The organism is uncultured Sphingorhabdus sp. (assembly GCF_937872355.1).
GTDB lineage: Bacteria > Pseudomonadota > Alphaproteobacteria > Sphingomonadales > Sphingomonadaceae > Sphingorhabdus_B.
The window spans coordinates 1-3,655 of record NZ_CALMSV010000182.1 but is presented as its reverse complement, the minus strand read 5'-3'; the positions used below and the strand labels follow the sequence as shown (position 1 = coordinate 3,655).

At 56.7% G+C, this 3,655-nt stretch carries 4 protein-coding genes; all 4 read left to right on the top strand.

Features of this window, described 5'->3' with window-relative positions:
- On the top strand, positions 1-755 hold a 755-nt coding region (locus Q0239_RS12260; protein WP_298603290.1), incomplete at its 5' end, for a TraB/VirB10 family protein.
- Positions 756-763: 8 nt separating this feature from the next.
- Positions 764-1,609, top strand: a complete 846-nt coding sequence (locus tag Q0239_RS12255; protein ID WP_298603287.1) for a DsbC family protein — start codon at positions 764-766, stop codon at positions 1,607-1,609.
- Positions 1,606-2,295 carry a hypothetical protein gene (locus tag Q0239_RS12250; protein ID WP_298603283.1) on the top strand — a complete coding sequence of 230 codons (690 nt, stop codon included), beginning with the start codon at positions 1,606-1,608 and terminating at the stop codon, positions 2,293-2,295. Before Q0239_RS12255 ends, Q0239_RS12250 begins: the two co-directional genes overlap by 4 nt.
- Positions 2,296-2,297: 2 nt before the next feature.
- Positions 2,298-3,655, top strand: a 1,358-nt coding sequence (locus Q0239_RS12245) for a DUF5934 domain-containing protein (protein WP_367276100.1), incomplete at its 3' end; no start/stop codon positions are given.

Here is a 3,655-nt window from a genome sequence, read left to right as displayed (position 1 = left end):
TTGGCGGTGCGCCCGCTTCGATGCGTGGCAACAACATCCAGCTCCTTTCCTTTGGTGAAGGTGCCGCAGGAAATGCGACGCCCGTTCCCAAAGGCAATACCGTTTACACTGACAGCACCAATTATTTGCCGCCGAACTCGATTGCCTCGGCCAAGGTGATCGTTGGCGTCGATGCCGCCGCTGGCGTTCAAAGCCAGACGGATCCCTTGCCTGTGGTGTTGCGGATCACCGGTCCTGCGCGGTCCGTCTATGAAAATGGCCGTTTGCTGACGACCAATATCAGCGGATGCCTGGTCAATGGTGCCGCGCGCGGCGATCTTTCGTCCGAAAAAGTCTATGTCAAGCTGCAGCGCATGACCTGTCCGCAGGCGAATGGTCGCTTTGCCGTTGCCGATGTAAAGGGCTTCATAGCCTTTGGTGGCAAGACGGGTGTCCGCGGTCGTGTTGTCAGCCGTGAGGGTTCTCTCGTTGGTCAGGCATTGCTTGCCGGAATCGCAGAAGGTTTCGGCAAGGGCTTTTCGGCCAATTCGCAGGCTTTGCTCTCAGGCACCAATATTTCGGTCGATGGCGAGCGGGACAAGCTCAACACAAAGGACATCCTGCAGGGAGGTTTTGGGAACGGCGTCGCCACGGGCGGTGAGATGGTTTCCAAATATCTTATCGAGCGTGCCGAGCAATATCAGCCGGTGATCGAGATGCCCACCGGCATCGATGTCGAGATCGTGTTTCTCGACGGTGTCTTCATCAACAATTGAGGTCTGATATGGAAAAGAAAAAGAGATTGCGGGACTTGATCAAGCATCCCTTGGCTGCGTTGGTCCTGAGCGTTGGTATCATTGCTCCCGCCGGATATATTGCTGCGCAAGCCATTGCTCCTTCCGATGCAGCTGTCGCTCAAGCGCTCAAAACTCGGTTGAAAAATACCAAGGTCGACCGTGTTGATTGTTCGAAGACGAACGGCTTGTGTGAAATCACCGCGGGCAGCCAGATTTTCTATGTCGATCCGAGCGGCCGCTTTCTCGTGATCGGGCGTGTTTACGACATGGAGACTCGTCAGGATTTGACCGCGGCGCGTCTGCTCGAAGTCAATCCTGACATGCTCTTAGGTGCCGCCCCGGGTCGCGCCGAAGGGCCGCCGCAGGGCCAGCCAGCTCGTCCTGCGGCGGTACCGGCGCAGCCGCGCAAACTGTCACTTGCCTCGCTTCCGGCAGCTGGTGGCATTGTGTGGGGCAGTGCTGCAAAGGACGCGCCAACGGTGACCGTCTTTTCCGATTTCCGCTGCGGCTATTGCCGTCAGTTGAGCAGCGTTCTGGAAGGCATGGATGTCAAAGTAATCGAACGGCCCATTTCCATTTTGGGCAGTCGGCCGCTTGCTAACCAGGTGTTCTGCGCTCGCGACCGCAAGCGTGCTTTGAAGCAGGCTTATGCCGGTGAAGCCATCACCGACACTACGAGCTGCGACACCTCTGCGCTCGATGCCAACGAGCAGTTTGCGCGCAACAATTCGCTCGGAGGGACGCCCGTCATTGTGCGGTCGGATGGCGCTGTTCTTGAGGGCTATCGTCCTCGGGACGTTATAGCCGCATGGTTGAAGGGAGCAAAGTCATGAGACGATCCAGCCCCATTGCGCTGCTCACCCTATCGTTTTCTGCAAGTTTGCTGACCAGTTGCGCCAGTCTGGGTGGTAACATCAAGGGCGATTTTCTTTGTCGCGCGCCTGGCGGATCATGTGCCCCGAGCATCGTCATTGACGATCAGGCATTGGCGCAGATTGGTGAAGCAAGACCGATGCCAGCCTCGCAAACATCGCCCTGGAATATGCCAAAGCAGAGCGTGCCTCAGGTGGCGCAAGCAGGCAATGGCGTCGTCAATGCCCCGCCTCGGGTGACGCAGGTCGTTTTTCCGGCGTTCGTCGATTCTAACGGCTATCTTCATGAGGCTCGGAAGGTCAAGATGGTCTCACAGGCTGGCGGGTGGGTCCAGATCGCCGATGCCGCACCCACTCCTGTCGGGGGCGCTCTGGCTGCAGCGCAAACCAATAACGAGATGAGTGGCTTCAAGCTGGCAGCGGAGCCTGTCGCTGTTTCGATCTCGACATCTGTGATCGATCCCAATGCTCCTTCAGCCGAAGCCGTGGCGCAAGCCCGTCAAAAAGCTGCACTAAAACAACCGACAACGCCTGAACAGATCAAGGCGGTGGTCGAAGCGAAGCTTGTTGGCCCGCCCTCTCCGTCGTCTGCATCGAGCGGCACTCCGGTCAACAAGCCAGCAGGCTTTTCAGGCAAGGTTGATTGAACATGGCCGCACGTCGAGGCTTCCTTGATCGGTTACTCACCTTCGCTTTTGGTGATGATGCTCATCCTGAGGGCGATCGTCCATTCGTAGGGGCCCCCATGCTGTCTGCATGGTTTCCTCACCGGAGCTATGACAGCGCGTCCGACATTTTCTATAATGCCGGTTCGCTCGGTTTCATCGTTGAAGCGGCTCCAATGGTCGGCGCGAATGAGCGCACTGGTGCATTGTGGACACAGCTGCTGTCCGATTCCGTGCCGTCTGGATGCGAGGTACAGTTTCTCTATTTTCAGTCGCCAAGCATAGGGCAGAAGATAACCGATTGGATTCTACCACGATTGCTCGCGAAGGGTGTGTTTGCACGTGCGGCCGAGCATCGCGCCCGGTGGTTGCGAAAGGGTGTCTGGGTTTCGCTTTCCAAGGACGCGCCATTTTTCTTGCGTCAGCACCGCGTCTTCATCAGCGTTGCGGCTGCGGTTAATTCGTCGATCGACGTCCATGTTCTCAACACTGTGCGCGATGCCCTGATGACGACTCTTGATGCGGTCGGCATGCCGGCACGTAAGGTTACGCCGGTCGAGTTCATCGGCTTGATCAACGAGCTTTTTTCAGCGTCGACTGACAATGCGGATAAGCCTTCGGAATACAACACGCTTGATCCGATTGCGCCGCAATGTGTTCGCCGGGATCTTGAAACGACGATCAGTGAGCATCGCATCATCTGCCATTCCAATCGTTTTCGGCCAACCGGTGAAAAGGTTGATGGGGTGCCGGTGATCGGTGAGGTCATTCCAGACAAGTTCGATTTTCGCTTTTTTTCCGTGCGCAATTTTCCGCCTCGCTTTGCGCCCTGGGATGCGCAGCTGTTGATCGGAGATCCGTTCAACGACAAGCTTCGCCATCGCGGCAACATTTTCATCAGCATCACTTTGGTGTTTCCCGATCAGGAAGCGGCCAGTTCTACCGCCAACATGAAGATGATGCGCAAGACCAGCATGCTGGATAGCCCGTCTGCAAAATATCTCCCGCAACTCTCTGAACAGAGCCAGGACTGGCGTTTGGCTCTTGAGCAAATCCGTCAGGGCCAAAAGCTCATTCAATGCTATTATTGCGTCGGAGTGATGTCACCTATGGGCCAGGGCGACGCCAACGAAAAGAGCGTCAAGTCGGTTTTCAAGGCCGCCCAATGGGATCTACACGATGAGCGTTATCTGCAGGTGATGAGCCTGCTCTCGATGATACCGCTCACCACTGCGGGAGCATTGAGTCATGACCTGAAGCGTATGCAGCGCTTCAAAACGGTTCTCACCAGCACCGCCGCATCATTCCTCCCCGTCCAGGGCGAGTATAATGGGGGAACCGT